Raw genomic sequence first — 19,126 nt, forward strand, 5'->3', positions numbered from 1 at the left:
GCGATGAACAGCCGCGACGTGCGGCTCGACCGCATCGCCTTCAGTCGCGGGCGTTTTGCGCTGGAGGCCAGCAACGGCAGCACGCTGACGCTGCCGGTCCAGTCCGAAATCGGCCGGTTGATCGAGGATTGCCGGGGGTAAAGCCCTGTCCCAAAACACCGTAGCCCTGAGCCCGTCGAAGGGCGCTTCTCGGATAGGCGCCCTTCGACAGGCTCAGGGCTACGGCTATAACTTACGCCCCGAGTTGGACCGTCCCGCCCTTGATCCAGCCCCAGCGGCACGGACCCTGATATTCGCGCGGCGTCCGCACCGCCCGCGTGATGTCGCAAAAGGCCGGATCGCCGCCCGGCGCGGGGAAGACGACACCGAACCAGGCGTCGTCGTCGGTCGCCTCGCACAGCGAGACCGGCGTGTTGGCGGCCAGCTTCGCCTTGATCGCGCGCGTTTCGCCGGGCGCCCAATAGACGTCGGTGCCGCCCGCCTTGACGCGCGAGGTGCTCGCGCAAGCCGGCAGCTGCGGGCCTTCGGTGCCGATCATCACCGGGCGCGACGCCAGCGGTTCGCCGGAGACGACGGGGGCGTTGTCGGCGGGCGGGGCGGGCTGCGAACAGGCGGCGAGCGGAAGCGCGAGAAGGGCGGGGAGTGCGAAAGCGAGACCATGTTTCATGCCCCGAAACTAGCCGCCGCGGCGCGGGCGCGCAACGCTCGATCCGAAAGGAGCGAGAGCCGCATTTTCGCTTGGGTTTTGCGGGGTCCGACCCTATATAATCGCTATGACGGAACCCAGTGAAAATGCCGCGCCGAGCGCGCCTGCCAACCAGCCCAATGCCAACGCCTATGGCGCCGATTCGATCAAGGTTCTCAAGGGCCTCGACGCGGTGCGCAAGCGGCCGGGCATGTATATCGGCGACACCGACGACGGGTCGGGGCTGCATCACATGGTGTTCGAGGTTTCGGACAATGCGATCGACGAGGCGCTCGCGGGGCACTGCGACCTCGTTCTGATCACGCTGAACAGCGACGGATCGGTCAGCGTCGAGGACAATGGCCGCGGCATCCCGACCGGCATCCACGCCGAGGAAGGCATTTCGGCGGCCGAGGTCATTATGACCCAGCTCCACGCCGGCGGGAAGTTCGAGAACACCAGCGACGACAATGCGTACAAGGTGTCGGGCGGCCTGCACGGCGTCGGCGTGTCGGTCGTCAACGCGCTCAGCGAATGGCTGGAACTGACGATCTGGCGCGACGGCGAAGAGCATTGGATGCGCTTCGAACATGGCGATTCGGTCGCGCCGCTGAAGGTCAATGGCCCCGCCCCCGCCGGCAAGAAGGGCACCCGCGTGACCTTCCAGGCCTCGACCGACACATTCAAGAACGTCCTCGAATTCGACTTCGAGAAACTAGAGCACCGCTATCGCGAGCTGGCGTTCCTCAATTCGGGGGTGCGGATCAAGCTGGTCGATGCGCGCCATGCCGAACATGTCAGCCACGACCTCTTCTATGAGGGCGGCATCGGCGCCTTCGTGCGCTATCTCGATCGCAACAAGAATGCGCTGCTGCCCGATCCGATCGCGATCAGCAGCGAACGCGACGGTATCGGCATCGACGTCGCGCTCGAGTGGAACGACAGCTATTATGAAAATGTCCTCTGCTTCACGAACAACATCCCGCAGCGCGACGGCGGCACGCACTTGGCGGCGTTCCGCGCCGCGCTGACGCGCACCTTGAACGGCTATGGCGACAAGTCGGGCATCCTGAAGAAGGAGAAGGTCTCGCTGACCGGCGAGGATATGCGCGAGGGGCTGACCGCGATCGTGTCGGTCAAGCTGCCCGATCCCAAATTCAGCTCGCAGACCAAGGACAAGCTCGTCTCCTCCGAAGTGCGCCAGCCGCTCGAAAGCCTGATGGCCGACCGGATGACCGAATGGCTCGAGGAAAATCCGGCCCATGCCAAGGCGGTGATCCAGAAAGTGATCGACGCCGCCGCGGCGCGCGAGGCCGCGAAGAAGGCGCGCGAGCTGACGCGGCGCAAGGGCGCGATGGATATCGCGAGCCTGCCCGGCAAGCTCGCCGACTGCCAGGAACGCGACCCCAGCAAGTGCGAACTCTTCCTGGTCGAGGGTGACTCCGCAGGCGGATCGGCAAAGCAGGGCCGCGACCGGCATGTGCAGGCGATCCTGCCCTTGAAGGGCAAGATTTTGAACGTCGAGCGCGCGCGTTTCGACCGCATCATCTCGTCCAAGGAGGTCGGCACGTTGATCCAGGCGCTCGGCACCGGGATCCGCGACGAGTTCAACCTCGAGAAACTGCGTTATCACAAGATCGTGATTATGACCGACGCCGATGTCGACGGCGCGCATATCCGCACGCTGTTGCTCACCTTTTTCTATCGCCAGATGCCCGAGATCATCGAGGGCGGTCACCTCTACATCGCCCAGCCGCCGCTGTATAAGGTCGCGAAGGGGCGGAGCGAGGTGTACGTCAAGGACGACAGCGCGCTCGAAAATTACCTGGTCGACGGCGGCATCGACGCGCTGATGCTCGAAACGAGCGGCGGCGCGCGGTCGGGTGCCGATTTGCGCGACCTGATCGAACATGGCCGCCGTCTGCGCGCGCTGATGCGTTATGTCCCGCGCGGCCATAATTACGAGCTGGTCGAAGCGCTCGCGCTGACCGGCGCGCTCGATCCGGCGCTCGACGGCGCGGGCCAGAACGCGGCGAGCGAACGCGCCGCCGCCTGGCTCAACAATGCCGAGCGGGCGCTGACCGGCGGCAATGAGGCGGTGTGGACGATCTCCGTCGTCGACGGCGGCTATACGCTCGAAAAGCGCTGGCGCGGGGTGAGTGATCATCATGCGATCGACGCCGCCTTCCTGGCAAGCCAGGAGGCGCGGCGGCTGCACAAGCTGGCGAGCGAACAGGCCGAGACCTATGCGCACCCGAGCCGGTTGGTGAAGGGCAGCAGCGCCGCGGCGCAGGCCGCCGAAGCCGCCGCGCTGGCCGCCGCGGCAGAAACCGACGATGACGCGGCCGACAGCGACCTGCCCGCGACCGGCAGCGGCAAGGCGACGCCGATCACCCGGCCATCGGAACTGCTCGAGGCGATTTTCGCGCACAGCCGCAAGGGCCTGTCGATCAGCCGCTACAAGGGGCTGGGCGAGATGAATGCCGAGCAATTGTGGGAAACGACGCTCGACCCGGCGAACCGCTCGCTGCTGCGCGTCGAGGCCGAACAGGCCGATATCGCGCATGAAATCTTCGAACGACTCATGGGCGACGAGGTCGAACCGCGGCGCGATTTCATCCAGACCAATGCGCTGTCGGTCGCCAATCTCGACGTCTGACCGCATATCCCGCGCGGCGTAACGCGCACCGGCTTGCGCTTGCAGGCCGGTGCTGCTCCACCCCGTTCGATCACAAGGGGATGGGGATATGCGCGCTTTGATGATGCTCGCCGCGCCGCTGTTGCTCGCGGTTCCGGCCGTCGCGCAAGACGCCGGCCGCGACAATGACGGCGTCGCCGAAACCGAATTCGCGACCGGCATGGCGAGCTATTACAGCCGCGAACTCGCCGGCAATCGCACCGCCAATGGCGAGGTGTGCGACCCCAACGACCTGACCGCCGCGCACCGCACCCTGCCGTTCGGCAGCAAGGTGCGGGTGACCAACCTGGCCAATGGCGAGAGCGTCGTGGTGCGCATCAACGACCGGGGGCCGTTCGGGCGCGGGCGGGTGATCGACATCAGCCATGCCGCCGCGAAGGAAATCGGCATGCACCGCAGCGGCACGGCGCGGGTGAAACTGACCCTGCTCGACGACTGACGCGCCGCGCCGCGCTCAGGTGATCCAGCTGCTGATCGCATCGAGCTGCCAGCGATTGTCCTCGAACCGTAGACGGAAGGTGCCGCCGGTCCAGCCCGCCGACCAGATGGCGTAGCCGCGATCGCGCGCGCGGTTGAAGACGATCGCGGGCATTTCGACGGCGCGGAAATCGGGGCTCTTGGTCGCCAGCGCCGCGATGTGGCGCGGCGAATAGACGATGATCGGCCGGTCGCTGCGCAGGCAAGCGAAATCGGCCGGATCGCCGCGCAGGAAAATCGCGCGCGAAGGCCCCGACGTCGCGCTGCCCCATCGACCGATCCGCGCGTCCAGATCGCTCCCCGCCATGTCGAGCGGTTCGACGAGCGGGCTCGCCTTGATGTTGAACAATTCGCCGAGCAGCGCGATCCGCGCGCCCTGCTCGTTCGACAAGGGGCCACAGGCCGCCGCCGGCTGCGACCCGAGCAGCATGGGGGCGTCATCGCCGGCCATATCGAGCAGCAAATGGCGTTCGGCGATATCGCTGAAACCGTCGCCGTCGCTGTCGCGCTTCAGATCGGCGACCGGAATGCGGAGATAGAGGTCGGATTGCTGACGCCGCGTCGCCAGCGCGACCGGCGGGTAGGTGATCGACGCGGTGTCGAGCAGCGCGACTTCGACCTCGAGATCGATGGCGCCGTCGGTGCCCAACAATGGCATCCGCGCTTCGGCTGGCACGACATAAGGGAAGCGGTCGGCGAGGCCGGTATAGAGCGGCGCCTGCCAGCTCTTCCCGCCATCGTCGGAGAGGTGCAGCCAATAGCCGCCGCGCGACACTTCGCCCGAGGGATCGAAATTCTGCGAGACGCTGACCGCAGCGGCGCGGTTGCCGTTGCGCTCGAAGCGCACCGGCATGAAATCGGGCGGCAGTTTAGCCGCATTCTTGGGCCAGGCGGACGCCTTGGCCGACGTCCGGCGCCATTGATCGGGCAGCGGCAGCGCGGCAAAGGGGGCGGGATCGGGGTCGATGCTGGTTCGAGTGGCAGCGACGACGTCGTCGGAACCGGTCGCCCGGGCGCGCTTGGCCATATCTTCCAGCGTCGCAAGCTCCGCAGCGCGGCGGTCGACGAAACCCGGCAGCGTCATCGCCGCCAAGGTCGCCGCAAGGCGTTGCTGCTTGTCGGCGTCATAGCGGTCGACCCCGACCTGGGTGGCGTAAGCGACCGATCGCCAGAGCTGGTCGCAGATACCGGGAAAGCGCTGGCGGTCGAACAGCCGGCAGCCGAGCTCGGCCAGGCCGTCGTAGGATTCGTGGCGGCTGGCGCCGAAGCCGGTTTCGGCGATCGGATAGGGATCGTCGTCGGCGCGGTGGAGGACATGGTCGAGCATCGCATAGGCGATGATATTGTCCCCGATCCGCTGTTCGCCGCCGCATGGCCCACCATCGGCGCGTTCGGGCTGGGCAAGCCCGAGGCACGCGACCTGCCGCAGCGCGTCCTGCGAACCACCCAGGCCGGCGATCAGGGCCTCGGCGTCGGCCTTGCGGTCATGCAGCGCATAGCCCGCCGCGATGCCGAGCAGCATGGTCTCGCTGTCCTCCTCTTCGAAAGGGACCGACAATCCCTCGATCGTCGCGACGGCCGGCGCGATCTTGCCCCGCCGCAGCAAGGCCTGCACGGGCGCGGGCTGGGCGTCGAAGAGCGCGACGGCGGCCCCGGTCTGCCCCGTCTCGAGCAGCATGGCCGCATAGCGCAGGACGAGCCGTGCGGCGACCGCATCGCGGTCGGCCGGGTCGAGGCGGGCGAGGACATCGGGACCGGTGAGCCAGGCATAGAGCGCCAGCGCATCGGCGGGCGCCAGCGACCCATAATGCGCCGCGCGGATCAGCGGCGCGACGGCGGGGCGGTCGCCGATATTGGCGGCGCGCAGGAAATTGTCGCCGCACGTCGCGCTGCTGGCGATCAGCCAGGCATCGCCGGCGCGGTCGCGCGCGCCGGCGATCAGGGCATCGAAATCCGCCGCGCTGCATTCCTCGAAGCCGTCGAGGCTGGTCGCCGCCGCCTGTAGCACCAGCGCGGACCGGCCGCTGTCGGCAACCAGCGCCAGGAAGCGCCGCCGGATGGCGTCGCGCAAGCCCGCCTGCTTCGCCTTGTCACGCCCATAGTCAAAGCCGGCGGCGTCGGATTCGACCCAGAGCCGGACCAGTTCGGTCATTTGCGGCGCGGTCAGCCCATATTTGGGCGCGAGCGCCGCGAGCGCGGCCTCGCGATTCTTGCCGCCGAGCGCGGCATGGACGTCGGCTTCCCACGCTTTGATCGGCTGGGGATCATAGGACATATAGCTGGTGCCGCCGTCGAGGAATTGTTCGACCTGCTGGTCCGAAAGCCCCGTCCCCGGCGGCGTCGCGCCCCACAACAGCGGCATCGCCGCCAGCGCCAGCCAATGTCTTTTCATCCCGTCCCCCATTGCAGCAACGGGGTAGTGATACATTGTTACATCATCGATACAAGCCGCCGATGACTTTAGTCGAACACCGACCAGCCCGCCGCATAAGCGAAATGTTCGAGCGCGATCGCGCCGACGAGCGAGGTGCCCGCCTCGTTGAGGCCGGGCGACCAGACCGCGATCGAGCCCTGCCCCGGCGCGATGCAGAGGATGCCGCCGCCGACGCCGCTCTTGCCCGGCAGGCCGACGCGGAACGCGAATTCGCCGCTGTTGTCGTAATGGCCGCACAGCATCATAATCGCGTTGATCCGGCGCGCGCGGTGCGGTTCGACCAGTTGCTCGCCGGTCCGCGGGTCGCGCCCTTCCATCGCGAGGAACAGGCCGGCCTGCGCCAATTGGCGGCAGCTCATCGCGATCGCGCATTGGCGGAAATAGACGCCGAGCGTCGTTTCGACGGGGTGGCGGAGGTTGCCGAAGGCATCCATGAAATGCGTCAGGCTGCGGTTACGGGCGCCGGTTTCGGATTCGGAAAAGGCGACATCGAGGTCGATAGCGACACGGTCGTCGCCGGCGCGGGCGCGGATGAAGGCGAGGATTTCGTCGATCACCGCATCGCCGTCGCGGCCGTCGATCAGCCGGTCGGTGGTCGCGATCGCCCCGGCGTTGATCAGCGGATTGCGTGGAATGCCCGCCTCGCTTTCGAGCTGGACGATCGAATTGAAGGCGCTGCCCGAGGGTTCGCGCCCGACGCTGTCCCACAGCGCGCTGCCGACCCGGCGCAACGCGAGCGCCAGCGTGAAGACCTTTGACACCGACTGGATCGAAAAGGGCGTGTCGGCATCGCCGGCGCAGTGCATCGGGCCGTCGGGAAGCGCGAGCGCCATGCCGAACTGCATCGGATCGACGCCGGCGAGCGCCGGGATATAATCGGCGACCTTGCCCTGGCCGCGATGCGGCAAGGCGACGTCATAGGCCTCGGCAAGGCAGCGGGCGAGATCGGCGGTCATGCGCTTTTCCTAACAACTTCACACTGAAATGCATGTATTTTCATTTTTTCAGAAATATTCTATAAACTGGAAATCATCCACGCGACTCGGGAGAAACATCATGGTCGATCATCCGCGCGGCAAGGGGCTGTCGAGCGCCGTCTGTTATCAGGACAGCAAGGCGGCGTTCCGCTGGCTGGAGCAGGCCTTCGGGTTCGAGCCCCTGTTCGTGCTGCTCGATGCCGACGGCAATCTGGCGCATAGTGAGATGGGCTATGGCGCCTCGACGATCATGGTCGGCAATGAATGGAGCGCCGACCACAAGAGCCCGAAATCGCTGGACGGCAAGAATACGCAGACGGTGCATGTCCAGCTCGCGGTCGGCGAGGATATCGACGCGCATTGCGCCGTCGCGCGCGCGGCGGGGGCGGAGATCGTCGCCGAGCCCGAGACGCAATTCTATGGCGACCGCAGCTATCGCGCCAAGGATCCCGAGGGGCATATCTGGACCTTTGGCGTCACGGTCGCGGAGAAGACCGCCGACGAGTGGGATGCCGAGGGCGGTTTCACCACGAAGACGCGGCTCGACGATTGAGCGCCGCGATCGATCTTACGCTTGCCGCGCTCGCCGATCCCAGGCGGCGGCGCGCGGTCGAGCTGCTCGGCGCGCGGCCGCACAGCGCCGGCGAACTGGCGGATGCGCTCGGGCTCGCGCCGCCGGCGATGAGCCGCCACCTGCGCGCGCTGAAAGAGGGCGGGCTGGTCGAGGACAGCTATCTCAGCTTCGACGCGCGGGTGCGCATCTATCGGCTGAAGGACGGCGCGACCGCCGAATTGAAGCAATGGCTGGCCGCGACCGAGGCGCTGTGGAGCGACCAGCTCGCGGCGTTCAAGCGCCATGTCGAGCGCGGCGAATGAGCGCCGCAGTGCTGGTGTCGCTGCGCGTCGCGGCGTCGCCCGCGCGGGCGTTCGAGGTCTTCACGCGCGAGATCGGCAGCTGGTGGAAAAGTCATCCGCTGTTTCCGCTGTCGCGCGCGGGCGACGGGGCGTTGCGGTTCGACCCCGCGGGGCCGGGCGGGCGGCTGGTGACGCGCTTCGACGACGGCGAGGAATGGGAAATCGGGCCGGTGCGGTGCTGGCTGCCGGGCAAACGGCTCGCGTTCGGGTGGCGGCTGCCGAGTTTCCGCGCCGAGCAGGCGACCGAGGTCGAGGTGCGCTTCGAGGCGGTCGGCGCCGAAACGCGGGTGACGGTCGAGCATCGCGGCTGGGACACGATCCCGCAGCAGCATGTGGCGCGGCATGGTTTCGAGCTGATGCTGTTCCAGCGCCGGCTGGGCGAGCATTGGCGGGGGTTGCTGGGGCATATGGCCGAGCGGGTTGGTCCCCCTCCTGCTTGCGGGAGGGGTTAGGGGAGGGAATGTCGGTCGGGCGCGCGCGCAAATAGACAGGCCCTCCCCCGCCCCCTCCCGCAAGCGGGAGGGGAGAAGGCTTGCTCCCCACCGGTTGCGGCCCCACATCTCCTCCATGTCCCTCCCCGCCCCCTTCACCGACTGGTTCGCCGCGCGCGGGTGGCGGGTGCGGCGGCATCAGGCGGATATGCTGGCGGCGGCGGTACGCGGCGAGCATGCCCTGCTCGTCGCCGCGACGGGGGCGGGCAAGACGCTCGCGGGGTTCCTGCCGACGCTCGTCGATCTCGCCGAAAACCCCTCCGATCGGCTGCACACGCTGTATGTGTCGCCGCTGAAGGCGCTCGCCGCCGACGTCGAACGCAATTTGACCGCGCCGATCGAGGAGATGGGGCTGGCGATCAGCGTCGAGAGCCGGAGCGGCGATACGTCGTCGGACAAGAAGGCGCGGCAGCGCAGCCGGCCGCCGAACATCCTGCTCACCACCCCCGAATCGCTGTCGCTTTTGCTGTCCTATCCCGACAGTTTCACCATGTTCGCCGACCTCAAGACGGTGGTGATCGACGAAATCCATGCCTTTGCGCCGGGCAAGCGCGGCGACCTGCTGAGCCTGTCGCTCGCGCGGCTGCAGGCGATCGCGCCCGCGATGCGCCGCGTCGGGCTGTCTGCGACAATCGCCGATACCGATGCCTATCGCAGCTGGCTGGCCCCCGAGGCGGCGGGCGAGGCGGTGACGCTGGTCGAGGGCGAGGCGGGGGCCGATCCCGACATATCGATCCTGTTGCCCGAGGGCGCGGTGCCCTGGTCGGGGCATTCGGGGCGCTATGCGGTGCATCAGGTGATGGCCAAGGTCGCCAAGAACCGCACCACGATCATCTTCTGCAACACGCGCGGGCTCGCCGAGCTGATCTTCCAGGACTTGTGGAAGGTCAACGAGCTGGGGCTGCCGATCGCGATCCACCATGGCAGCCTCGACCGCGAGGCCCGCCAGCGCGCCGAGGCGGCGATGGCCGAGGGGCGATTGCGCGCGCTGGTCGCGACGTCGAGCCTCGATCTGGGGCTCGACTGGGGCGATGTCGATTGCGTGATCCAGATGGGAGCGCCCAAGGGAAGCTCGCGGCTGCTCCAGCGCATCGGGCGCGCCAACCACCGGCTCGACGAACCGAGCAAGGCGCTGATCGTACCGGGCAACCGTTTCGAATATCTCGAGGCGCAGGCGGCGCTCGACGCCGTAGAAGCCGGCGAGCGCGACGCCGACCGCTTTCGCCCCGGCGCGCTCGACGTGCTAGCGCAGCATGTCATGGCGCTCGCCTGCGCCGCGCCCTTTGCCGAAGACGAACTGCTCGCCGAGATAAGGTCGGCCGCCCCCTATCGCTGGGTCAATGCGACGACCTTTTCGCGGCTGCTCGGCTTCGTGCGCGACGGGGGTTATGCGCTCAAAAGCTACGACCGCTTCCGCCGCCTCGCCCCCGATGGCCCCCCGGGAGAAACGCGGCGGTGGCGGATCGCGCATCCCAAGCTGGCGGCGCAGCACCGGCTGAACGCCGGGATCATCGTCGACGCCCCGACGCTCGATGTGCGGTTCAAAAACGGGCGCCGATTGGGAAGCGTCGAGGAATATTTCGCCAGCACGCTGACCCCGGGCGACACCTTTGCCTTTGCCGGATTGAGCCTCGAGGTCGAATCGATCCGCGACACCGACCTTTATGTCCGTGCGACGACGCGGCCGGCGCGCATCCCCAGTTACGTCGGCGCGCGCATGGCGCTCTCGACGCGCCTCGCCGATCGGGTGCGCAGGTTTTTGGCCGATCGGGCGAGCTGGGTCCGTTTTCCCGACGATGTCCGTCATTGGCTGGAGATGCAGGCGCACCGCTCGGTGCTGCCGCGCCCCGGCGAGTTGCTCGTCGAGACCTTCCCGCATGAAGAGCATCATTATCTGGTCGTCTATCCGTTCGAGGGGTGGAACGCGCACCAGTCGCTGGGCATGCTGATTTCGAAGCGCATGGAGCGCGCGGGGTTGCAGCCTTTGGGCTTCGTCGCGTCGGACTATGCGCTGGCGATCTGGTCGCTGAAGCCCGTGGCCGACCCCGCCGCGCTGTTCGACGCCGCGATCCTCGAGGACGAGTTTGTCGAATGGGTCGAGGGGTCGCACCTCTTGAAGCGTGCGTTCCGCGAGGTCGCGGTGATCGGCGGGCTGATCGAGCGCCAGCACCCCGGCAAGCGCAAGACGGGCAAGCAGGTGACCTTTTCGACCGACCTGATCTTCGACGTGCTGCGCAAATATGAGCCCGACCATCTGCTGCTCGAGGCGGCCTGGGCCGATGCGCGCGAGCGGCTGACCGATGTCGCGCGATTGGGCGACCTGCTCGACCGCGCGGCGGGGACGATGCTGCACAAGGACCTGCCGCGAATCAGCCCGCTGGCCGTGCCGGTGCTGGTGCTGATCGGGCGCGAGAATGTCGCGGCGGCGGATATCGACGATGCGTTGCTGGGCGAGCTGGCGGATACGCTGGCCGAGGCGGCGATGGGGGACGCGTAGCGAGACGGCCGATTTCGGGCGAGGCGCGACATCCATATCATCGTCATGCTGAACTTGTTTCAGCATCCATGGCCTGAGCTCTAATCGGGTGCAGCGCCGGAGGAAACGCCAGACCATGGATCCTGAAACAAGTTCAGGATGACGGGAATTGGAGGGCCGTTCTTCAACGCGAATGCACCACCGCCCCGCGACCGCCCGCAGGACACCGCGCTTGCCGCGCACCGCGGACAGGCGTAGACTGCGCGCAAATATAATGAGGATGCCCGCGATGACCCATGTTCTGAGGCGGCCGATAATCTGGAGCGCGCTCGCCGCAGCGCCGCTGCTGCTCGGTGCGAGCCAGCCGCCGGCGCCGCCCGCCGTGCCCGCCCCCGCTGCGACCCCGATCGTCGAACCGGCGCTGACCAGCGAGGTCACCCCCTTCATCCAGCCGTTCGACCTCGACGCCACCCGGCGCATGTCGGTGAAGGTGATGGTCGGCGGGCAAGGCCCCTTTTCCTTCCTCGTCGACACCGGCGCCGAACGCACGATCATCGCGCGCGAACTCGCCGACCGGCTGGGGCTGGTCGAGGGCGGCAAGCTGCGCATGGCGACGATCGGCGGATCGGCGACCGTCCCCAGCTTTCGCGTCGCGACGCTGTCGATGACCGACCTGCATATGGCCGCGTTCGATGCGCCGTCCTTTTTCGGGCGCCACATCGGCGCCGCCGGGCTGGTCGGGGTCGACATGCTCGAGGATCGGCGCATCCTGATCGATTTCCGCAAGGAAAGCATGCAGATACTGGAAACGCGCAAGCGAGCGCGGCCGATCATCCGCGACGATGATGCGATCGTCGTCACCGCGCGCAATTCGGCGGGGCGGCTGATCCTGTCCGACGCGCGGCTCGACGGCAAACGCATCGACGTGATCGTCGACACCGGCGCGCAGACCAGCGTCGGCAACCTCGCGCTGCAGAAACTGGTCGCGGCCCGGCGCGCCAACCGCCTGCCCTTCCTGTCGACCACGCTGGGCGCGGTGACCGGCGAGGCGGTGCCCGCGACGCGCACCGCGATCAAGCGCATCATCATCAACGGCATGGACGTCAACGACCTGCCGGTGAGCTTTGCCGACAGCCAGGCCTTCCGCGCGCTGGGGCTCCAGGACCGTCCGGCGTTGCTGCTCGGCATGGACAGCCTGGCGCTGTTCGACCGGGTCGAGATCGATTTCCCGAACAAGCGCGTCGTGTTCGACCTGCCCGACGGCGCGAGCCGCGCGACCGGGCAGCGCTTCGCCGCGAATTTCGCGAAGCCGGGAAGCTAGGGGCGGGGCCACAGGCTGGACGGACGCACAGGGGGGCGGCATAGCGGCGCCATGCCCGCCGCGCCCCTGCTCGATTTTGCCGGTCACCAGTTCGTGCCGCTCGCCGGCCGGGCGCTGTTCTGGCCGCGCCATCGCGCGCTGATCGTGGCCGACCTGCATCTGGAAAAGGCGAGCTGGTACGCGGCGCATGGCCAGCCGCTGCCGCCCTATGACAGCCATGACACGCTCGACCGGCTGGCGCAGCTGGCGGCCGAGACCGGCGCGCAGGCGATCTGGTGCCTCGGCGACAGTTTCCACGACCGCGCCGCCGCCGACCGGATCGCCCCCGCGGTCGCCGAACGGCTGATCGAGCAGGCGGCGTCGGTGCAGGTGATTTGGATCGCAGGCAATCACGACGGATTGTCGGGCGGCGCGTGGGGCGGCGCGGTCGCCGACGAGATCGAGGTCGACGGCATCCTCTTTCGCCACCAGTGCGACCCGCACGAGACGCGGCCCGAGATATCGGGGCATTTCCACCCCAAATTGCGGCTCAACCTGCGCGGCCGGACGGTGTCGCGCCCCTGTTTCGCGGGCGACGAACGGCGGCTGATCCTGCCCGCTTTCGGCAGCCTGACCGGGGGGCTCGACGTCGGCGATGCCGCGATCGCCGCCAATTTTGCGGGCGATTACCGGGCTATGCTGGTCGCCGACGGCAAACTCCTGTCGCTGGGCTGCGGACGGACGCTGGCCGATGACGCTACGGCAATGCCGGGCCGGGCCTGATCGGGCGAAAAAGCGCGCTCCGCCGCCTGTGACACAAAAGCATCACCCGCCGAAAACATGACGCAAAAGCCCGGGCTCGGCTGGATCGCCGCATGATTATGCGTAAGAATGGGCCGCAATAAAAACAACAAAATGTTGAGAGGAGTGCCCAAAATGAAATCCTATACCCTTTGTGCTGCCCGCCTGATGCGCACCACCGCGCTGGGCGTTTCGCTGGCGGTCGCCGTCAGCGCGGTTCCGGCCTTTGCGCAGGACGCCGCCGCCGACACCGCGACGACCGACGACGCCAGCGCCGACAGCGAAATCGTCGTCACCGCGCAGGGCCGCGCCCAGCGTCTGTCCGAGGTTCCGGTCGCCATTTCGGCGGTCAACGCCGAAACGCTGCAGAACAGCGGCGCCAACGACATCCGCCAGCTCAACCAGGTCGCGCCGTCGCTGCTCGTCTCGTCGACCGGATCGGAAGCCAATGGTTCGGCGCGTATCCGCGGCATCGGCACCGTCGGCGACAACCCCGGCCTCGAAAGCTCGGTCCCGGTGTTCATCGACGGCGTGTACCGCTCGCGGTCGGGCATCGGCCTCAACGAACTGGGCGAGATCGACCGCGTCGAAGTGCAGCGCGGCCCGCAGGGCACGCTCGGCGGCCGCAACTCGTCGGCGGGCCTGATCAGCATCTATTCGAAAAAGCCCGATTTCAATTTCGGCGCCTCGGGTGAGATCACCTATGGCAATTATGATTATTGGCGCCTCGGCGGCAGCGTCACCGGACCGATCAGCGACACGATCGCCGCGCGCCTCGACGGCATCTGGGTGAAGCGCGACGGATTCTATCGCGACACCACCAACAACACCGACGTCAACGACCGCGACCGCTATTTCCTGCGCGGCCAGTTGCTGTTCGAACCGACCGATGCGCTGTCGATCCGGCTGATCGCCGACTATACTTTCCGCGACGAAAAATGCTGCGCCGCGACCTATGTCGACAACAGCGTCAATCCGTATATCGGCAACCTCAACAATCCGTCGACGCCGCTGACCCCGTTGCAGCAGAACGGCAACAATATCATCAACGTGCTGCGCGACCTCGGCCAGCCGCTGTCGGCGTTCAACCAGGGCTATGGTCGCGCCATTTCGGTCAGCCCGGGCCGCAGCTTTGCCGGCGAGACCAAGGATTATGGTTTCTCGGGCCAGATCGATTACGACCTGGGCGGCGCGTCGCTGACCTCGATCACCGCCTATCGCGAATATCGGTCGGGACAGGCGTCCGACACCGACTATGGCGCGGTCGACATCCTGTATCGCGCCGACAGCCCCGACGCCTATCGCCAGTTCCACACCTTCACCCAGGAACTGCGCCTGCAGGGCGAGGCGTTCGACGGCAAGCTCGACTGGCTGGTCGGCGGCTTCTACGCCAATGAACGGCTGACGGTGCGCGACAATCTGCGCTTCGGAAGCCAATATGGCCGGTTCGCGACCTGCCGCATCGTGTCGGGCGGCGGGCTCGCCGGCCTCTATTCGCCGACCTCGCCCGGCTGTCTCGCCGCGCGTCCGGCGGCGTTCGGCGCGGCCTCGCCGGCGATCTATGCGGCGTTCGATGCCCTCGACGGCATCCGCGACAAGGGCACGACCAACGACCGCTATTTCCAGAAGGACACCAACTGGGCGCTGTTCACGCACAATATCGTGCACATCACCGACAAGCTCGATCTGACGCTGGGCGTGCGTTACACCCACGACAAGAAGAATTTCGACGCGACCTTCGGCAATGACAATACGGGTTGCACCACGGTGCAGGGCCTGGTCGGCGGGTTCACCGGCGTGCCGGCGCTGGCGGCGGTGTCGCAGGGCCTGATCGGGCTTGCCTGCCAGGGCAATTCGACCGCCGAGCTCAACGGTGTGTCGATCAATGACAAGCGCAGCGAGGACGAATGGACCGGCACCGCGATCCTGTCGTACAAGCCGATCGACGACCTGCTCGTCTATGCAAGCTTCGCGCGCGGTTACAAGGCGGGCGGCTTCAACCTCGACCGGTCGGCGCTCAAGGCGCCGCTCGTCACCTTCGCCTCGGTCGGCGGCGCCCAGGCGCTGGTCGGCAATCTGCAGTTCGACCCCGAGCTGGTCGACAGCTATGAACTCGGCGCCAAATATGCGACCGGCCCGTTCAGCCTGAGCCTGTCGGCCTTCCGGTCGGATTTCAGCAATTTCCAGCTGAACACCTTCAACGGCACGGTCTTCCTGGTCCAGACGATCAACGGCTGCGACAATCTGGTCGGCGGGCCCGGGGCGGACACCGACCTCAGCTCGGCGACCGGCACCTGCGCCGCGGGCGATGTCAGCTATGGCGTGCGCACGCAGGGCGTCGAAATCGAGGCCCAGCTGGTTCCGGCCCCCAACTTCCGCATGGCGGCCGGCCTGACCTATGCGCGCACCAAATATCGCAGCGACCTGGTCGGCAACAAGAACGGCTCGGCGCTCGACGCCGCGCTGCGCAAGCTGCCCGGTGACAATCTGTCGAACGCGCCCGAACTGGTCGCGACCGGCAGCGTGACCTGGACCCCCGAAATCGGCAGCAGCGGGCTGACCGGGCTCGTCTATATCGATGGCCGCATGACCAGCGATTACAACACCGGGTCCGACCTGTTCCCGCAAAAGGAACAGAATGGCTATGCGCTGTTCAATGCCCGTGTCGGCGTGCGCGGCCCCGACGAGAAATGGGGCGTCGAGCTGTGGGCGCAGAATATCTTCAACAAAAATTATGCGCAGGTCGCCTTCAACTCGCCCTTCCAGGCGGGAACGTCGTCGGCGCCCTTCACCGACCCGCAATATCCGGGTGGCCGCCAGATCTTCTCGCAGTTCCTGGCCGAACCCAGGACCTATGGCGTGACGCTGCGCGGCAAATTCTAAGCGCAAGACACCCGGTTTTCCGGACTTTCAGAGCCGCCCGCATCCCACCGGATGCGGGCGGTTTTTGCGTTTTGGCATCGCCAAAAAATCTGTTATCATCGCTGAGAATAAAAGAAACCAGGTGGGAGGATGACGATGAAAAGGACCGACAGGAGAATTGCGCGTTTCGCCCGCGGGACCGCCCAGGGCGCGGCGCTCGCAGTGGCGCTGCTCGCGACGCCGGCTTTTGCGCAGGATGCGGCGGCGCCGACCGCCGAAACCGACGACGACACGATCATCGTCACCGCGACGCGGCGCAGCGAACTCCTGTCCGACGTGCCGATCGCGGTGTCGGCGGTATCGGGCGAAACGCTCGAGAAGAGCGGCGCCACCGACGTGCGCGCGCTGGGGCAGGTCGCCCCGTCGCTGCTGGTGTCGGGCGCGACGAGCGAGGTCAATTTCACCGCGCGCATCCGCGGCATCGGCACCGTCGGCGAGAATCCGGGCCTCGAAAGCTCGGTCGGGCTGTTCATCGACGGCGTCTATCGCAGCCGCACCGGGGTGGGCCTGTCCGAGCTGGGCGACATCGAACGCGTCGAGGTGCTGCGCGGCCCGCAGGGCACATTGTTCGGGCGCAACTCGACCGCCGGGCTGATCAACATCGTCACCAAGGGACCCGACCTCAACGGTTTCGGCGCCAAGGGATCGGTGAGCTACGGCAATTATGACTATTGGCGCGTCGACGGCATGGTCAACGCGCCGCTGGGCGACACCGCCGCAGTGCGCGTCGACGGGGTCTGGCAGAAACGCGACGGCTTCATCAAGAATGTCACGCCGGGCGAGCCCGACATCAACGACCGCGACCGCTGGCTGGTGCGCGGCCAGCTGGCGTTCGAGCCCAATGACAGCCTGAAAATCCGCCTGATCGCCGATTACAGCCAGCGGCAGGAAAATTGCTGCGGCGGCATCCTGCTCAACCCGGTGCGCAACCTGTCGCGCGGTCCCGGCGGTTTCCCGGTGGCATCGGCGAACACGCTGCTACCGCTGCTCCAGGCGATCGGCGCCAACCATCAGGTCGCCCCCGCCGGCACCAGCTTCATCCGCCAGCAGGCGACGACGCCGGGGGTGACCTATCGCTCGGACACCAAGGATTGGGGCGTGTCGGGCGAAGTCGGCTGGGATCTGGGCGGCGCGTCGCTGACCTCGATCACCGCGTACCGCGATTATAAGAATGCGCAGGGACAGGACGCCGATTTCAGCGCGCTCGACGTGCTGCACCGTACCGACCTCGACCGGCGTTTCCGCCTGTTCACGCAGGAGCTGCGCCTGCAGGGCGAGGCGTTCGACGGGCGGCTCGACTGGCTGGTCGGCGGCTATTATGCCAACGAGCGCCTCGATGTCGACGACGACATCGTTTACGGCGCGAACTACGAGAAATTCGCCAACTGCCTGCTTTTTGCCGGCGCCTTGCCGTCGGCGGTGCTGCCGAGCAACGCCAGCTGCGTCAATGTGCCGGTGGTGCAGGGGACGATCAATATCCTGCCGCCCGGCGCGACGCGCAGCCTGTTGCAGGCGCTGATCGCCAATCCGGCGCGGCCGGGCTTCGGCTCGCTCGCTGCGGCGCTCGGCCAGCCGGGGCTCGCGATCAACGGCACCGGCAACCAGGGGTCGACCTTTGCGCAGAAGAGCCGCAACTTCGCGATCTTCACCCACAATAGTTTCGACATCATCGAAGACACGCTGACGCTGACCGTCGGCGCGCGTTACACCAGCGAGCGCAAGACGCTGGACGCCGATGCGAATTTCAACAATTCAATCTGTCCGCTGATCGTCAATTCGCCCTTCCAGTCGCTCGCCTCGCTGCCGTGCGTGATCAACGGCACCGCGCCCGACCTGCCCGCCGGCAGCCCGGGCACCAAGTTCAAGGATAATGAATGGACCGGCACGGCGGTGCTCAGCTGGAAACCAACGCAGGACCTGCTCGTCTATGGATCGGCGTCGAAGGGCTATAAGGCCGGGGGCTTCAACCTCGACTTCTCGGCGCTCGACCGGACGTGCAACACGACCTTCGACGCCGCCTGCGCCGCGCGGCTCGCCTTGCCGGCCAATACGAGCGGCAACGGCCGCCCCGAGGCGAGCGACCTGCAGTTCGCCAGCGAAAAGGTCGATGCCTATGAATTCGGGGTCAAATATGACGGTCGCGGTTTCGACGTGAACCTCGCCGCTTTCTATCAGGAATATAGCAATTACCAGCTCAACACCTTCAACGGCGTCAATTTCGAGGTCACCAATATCCAGGCGTGCAAGACCGACCTCGCCGGCGCCGACAGCGACGGATCGGCGGCGACGGGCGCCTGCGCGGCCGATCAGCTGAAGCCGGGGGTCGTCGCCAAGGGGATCGAGATCGAGACCTTCCTGCGGCCGGCGCGCTATCTGTCGGTCAACATGGGGCTGACCTATGTCGACACGCTGTACCGCCGCAACCTCGTCGGGACCGGCGGGCGGCCGCTGTCGCCGGTGCTGTTCCAATTGCCGGGGCGCAGCGTGTCGAACTCGTCCGAATATGTCGCGACCGCAGGGATCAGCTGGACCCCGCCGATCGGCCATTCGGGGATGACCGGCCTCGTCTATTTCGACGCGCGCATGCAAAGCGACACCAACACCGGGTCCGATCTGGACGTCGAAAAGATCCAGGACGGCTTTGCGGTCGTCAATGGCCGCATCGGCCTCTACGGCGCCGAGCGCCGCTGGGGCATCGAGCTGTGGGGTCAGAATCTGTTCAACAAGAAATATTACCAGATCGGCGCCGACATGCCGTTGCAGGGCAGCGGCACCTTCCGCGCCGTCGCGGCCCCGGCATCGTCGGGGCTGGCCGGAACCGCGAACCAGTTGTTCGTCGGCTTCCCGGGCGAACCGCGCACCTATGGGGTGACGCTGCGCGGGCAATTCTAAAGGGCTCTCCCCCCGTCCCGCGAGGGATGGGGCGGGAGAGGTCCGCCGCGGCTAGGGC

The 19,126-nt window shown here is 67.0% G+C and carries 13 protein-coding genes; 10 read left to right on the top strand and 3 right to left on the bottom strand.

Annotated features, from left to right (window positions below; all coding sequences use genetic code 11):
• Positions 1-232: 232 nt before the first annotated feature.
• Positions 233-667 (bottom strand): hypothetical protein, encoded by a 435-nt coding sequence (locus ACREB7_RS16485; protein WP_431593364.1) that lies wholly within the window; start codon positions 665-667, stop codon positions 233-235.
• Positions 668-773: 106 nt separating this feature from the next.
• On the opposite strand from ACREB7_RS16485, the gene gyrB reads away from it, so the two are divergent.
• Together gyrB and ACREB7_RS16495 are read left to right on the top strand one after the other, a co-directional pair.
• On the top strand, positions 774-3,344 hold the full coding sequence (gene gyrB / locus ACREB7_RS16490; RefSeq protein ID WP_431593365.1) for a DNA topoisomerase (ATP-hydrolyzing) subunit B: 2,571 nt from the start codon (positions 774-776) through the stop codon (positions 3,342-3,344).
• Between the two features lie 88 nt (positions 3,345-3,432).
• Positions 3,433-3,822 (top strand): septal ring lytic transglycosylase RlpA family protein, encoded by a 390-nt coding sequence (locus ACREB7_RS16495; RefSeq protein WP_431593366.1) that lies wholly within the window; start codon positions 3,433-3,435, stop codon positions 3,820-3,822.
• Positions 3,823-3,837: 15 nt separating this feature from the next.
• Here ACREB7_RS16495 and ACREB7_RS16500 read toward each other — a convergent pair whose 3' ends face one another.
• Positions 3,838-6,252 (bottom strand): hypothetical protein, encoded by a 2,415-nt coding sequence (locus ACREB7_RS16500; RefSeq protein ID WP_431593367.1) that lies wholly within the window; start codon positions 6,250-6,252, stop codon positions 3,838-3,840.
• A gap of 68 nt (positions 6,253-6,320) precedes the next feature.
• Entirely contained in the window at positions 6,321-7,250 is a 930-nt protein-coding gene (locus tag ACREB7_RS16505; RefSeq protein WP_431593368.1) for a glutaminase, read from the bottom strand.
• 100 nt (positions 7,251-7,350) lie between these two features.
• On the opposite strand from ACREB7_RS16505, the gene ACREB7_RS16510 reads away from it, so the two are divergent.
• The 8 genes from ACREB7_RS16510 to ACREB7_RS16545 all read left to right on the top strand — a co-directional run bounded on the left by ACREB7_RS16510 (position 7,351) and on the right by ACREB7_RS16545 (position 19,068).
• A complete protein-coding gene (locus ACREB7_RS16510; RefSeq protein WP_431593369.1) occupies positions 7,351-7,824 on the top strand; it encodes a VOC family protein in 474 nt (157 codons plus the stop codon).
• Positions 7,821-8,147: an ArsR/SmtB family transcription factor gene (locus ACREB7_RS16515; protein WP_431593370.1), complete on the top strand. Its 327-nt coding sequence runs from the start codon at positions 7,821-7,823 to the stop codon at positions 8,145-8,147. The genes ACREB7_RS16510 and ACREB7_RS16515 overlap by 4 nt, the downstream gene beginning before the upstream one ends.
• Positions 8,144-8,638: an SRPBCC domain-containing protein gene (locus ACREB7_RS16520; protein WP_431593371.1), complete on the top strand. Its 495-nt coding sequence runs from the start codon at positions 8,144-8,146 to the stop codon at positions 8,636-8,638. The genes ACREB7_RS16515 and ACREB7_RS16520 overlap by 4 nt, the downstream gene beginning before the upstream one ends.
• Positions 8,639-8,753: 115 nt before the next feature.
• A complete protein-coding gene (locus ACREB7_RS16525) occupies positions 8,754-11,174 on the top strand; it encodes a ligase-associated DNA damage response DEXH box helicase (RefSeq protein ID WP_431593372.1) in 2,421 nt (806 codons plus the stop codon).
• 268 nt (positions 11,175-11,442) lie between these two features.
• Complete coding sequence (locus tag ACREB7_RS16530) at positions 11,443-12,474, top strand: retroviral-like aspartic protease family protein (RefSeq protein WP_431593373.1); 1,032 nt, start codon at positions 11,443-11,445, stop codon at positions 12,472-12,474.
• Positions 12,475-12,525: 51 nt separating this feature from the next.
• The gene (pdeM, locus tag ACREB7_RS16535; protein WP_431593374.1) at positions 12,526-13,236 is read left to right on the top strand and encodes a ligase-associated DNA damage response endonuclease PdeM; all 711 of its coding nucleotides are present in this window, start codon (positions 12,526-12,528) and stop codon (positions 13,234-13,236) included.
• A 153-nt stretch (positions 13,237-13,389) separates the two neighbouring features.
• Complete coding sequence (locus ACREB7_RS16540; protein WP_431593375.1) at positions 13,390-16,137, top strand: TonB-dependent receptor; 2,748 nt, start codon at positions 13,390-13,392, stop codon at positions 16,135-16,137.
• 135 nt (positions 16,138-16,272) lie between these two features.
• Positions 16,273-19,068 carry a TonB-dependent receptor gene (locus ACREB7_RS16545; RefSeq protein ID WP_431593376.1) on the top strand — a complete coding sequence of 932 codons (2,796 nt, stop codon included), beginning with the start codon at positions 16,273-16,275 and terminating at the stop codon, positions 19,066-19,068.
• Positions 19,069-19,126: the final 58 nt, after the last annotated feature.

It is taken from the genome of Sphingopyxis sp. (assembly GCF_050725615.1).
Taxonomy (GTDB): Bacteria; Pseudomonadota; Alphaproteobacteria; order Sphingomonadales; family Sphingomonadaceae; genus Sphingopyxis.